The sequence below is a fragment of the Marisediminitalea alba genome (assembly GCF_002993365.1).
Classification (GTDB): Bacteria; Pseudomonadota; Gammaproteobacteria; order Enterobacterales; family Alteromonadaceae; genus Alteromonas; species Alteromonas alba.
Window position 1 is genome coordinate 15,996 of record NZ_PVNP01000205.1, and the last position, 942, is coordinate 16,937.

Here is a 942-nt window from a genome sequence, read left to right on the forward strand (position 1 = left end):
AAAGCGACGGTCTTCTTTGCCAAAGAAACCAAGTAAAATACGGTTTCATCACCCAACATAAGAAGACCTGGCCGATTAGCCTGATGTGCGAGGTTCTTGGTGTCAGTCGCTGTAATTACTATAGCGCCGTGCGACGCAACGAACACCTTGAACCGGATCCACAACATGATGAGTTAATTGAATGGGTACAGAAAATAGCAGATGCCAGTGACTTTACCTATGGCGTAAGGCGAATGAAACGCGCGCTGAATTCGCTCGGTTATCCGGTTGGGAAACAGCGTACGAGAGCCTTGAWGAAAGAAGCCGACGTGAGCGTTAGACGGCGTAGAAAATACAAAGTAACGACCAACAGCGACCATCAGCAACCTGTATTCGATAACGTGCTGTCACGCGACTTTGATGCGCAAAAACCAGACCAGGCGTATGTCTCTGACATTACCTATATCTGGACGCAGGAAGGCTGGCTGTATCTGGCCGTTGTCATTGATCTGTTCTCACGCAAAGTCGTGGGTTGGAGTATGGCGTCGCGGATGAATGCCCAGCTTGTGTGTGATGCCTTAACAATGGCTTTATGGCAACGTAAACCCAAGGCAGGCCTGATACATCATTCGGATCGTGGTTCGCAGTATGCAAGCCGACAATTTAGACAGCTACTGGCACAGTACAAGGTAACAGGTAGCATGAGCAGGAAAGGTGATTGTTGGGACAATGCCGTTGTAGAAAGCTTCTTCGGCACATTAAAACAAGAGCGAGTGCAGTGGCGTCACTACCAGAGTCGCCATGCTGCCCAGCAGGATGTCCTGCAATACATCACTATGTTTTATAACAGTCAGAGAATGCACTCATACTTGGATTACAAAAGTCCAAACCAATATGAGGCTGAAATGGCTAACTTAGGAAAAGCTGCTTAACTGGGTTGTGTGAATTTGCTTGACCACGTCA

The 942-nt window shown here is 47.8% G+C and carries 1 protein-coding gene; it reads left to right on the forward strand.

Annotated elements, in window-relative coordinates; all coding sequences use genetic code 11:
• A partial coding sequence (locus tag C6Y40_RS21855) for an IS3 family transposase (protein ID WP_105936516.1) occupies positions 1–911 on the forward strand: 911 nt, incomplete at its 5' end.
• Between the last annotated feature and the right edge of the window lie 31 nt (positions 912–942).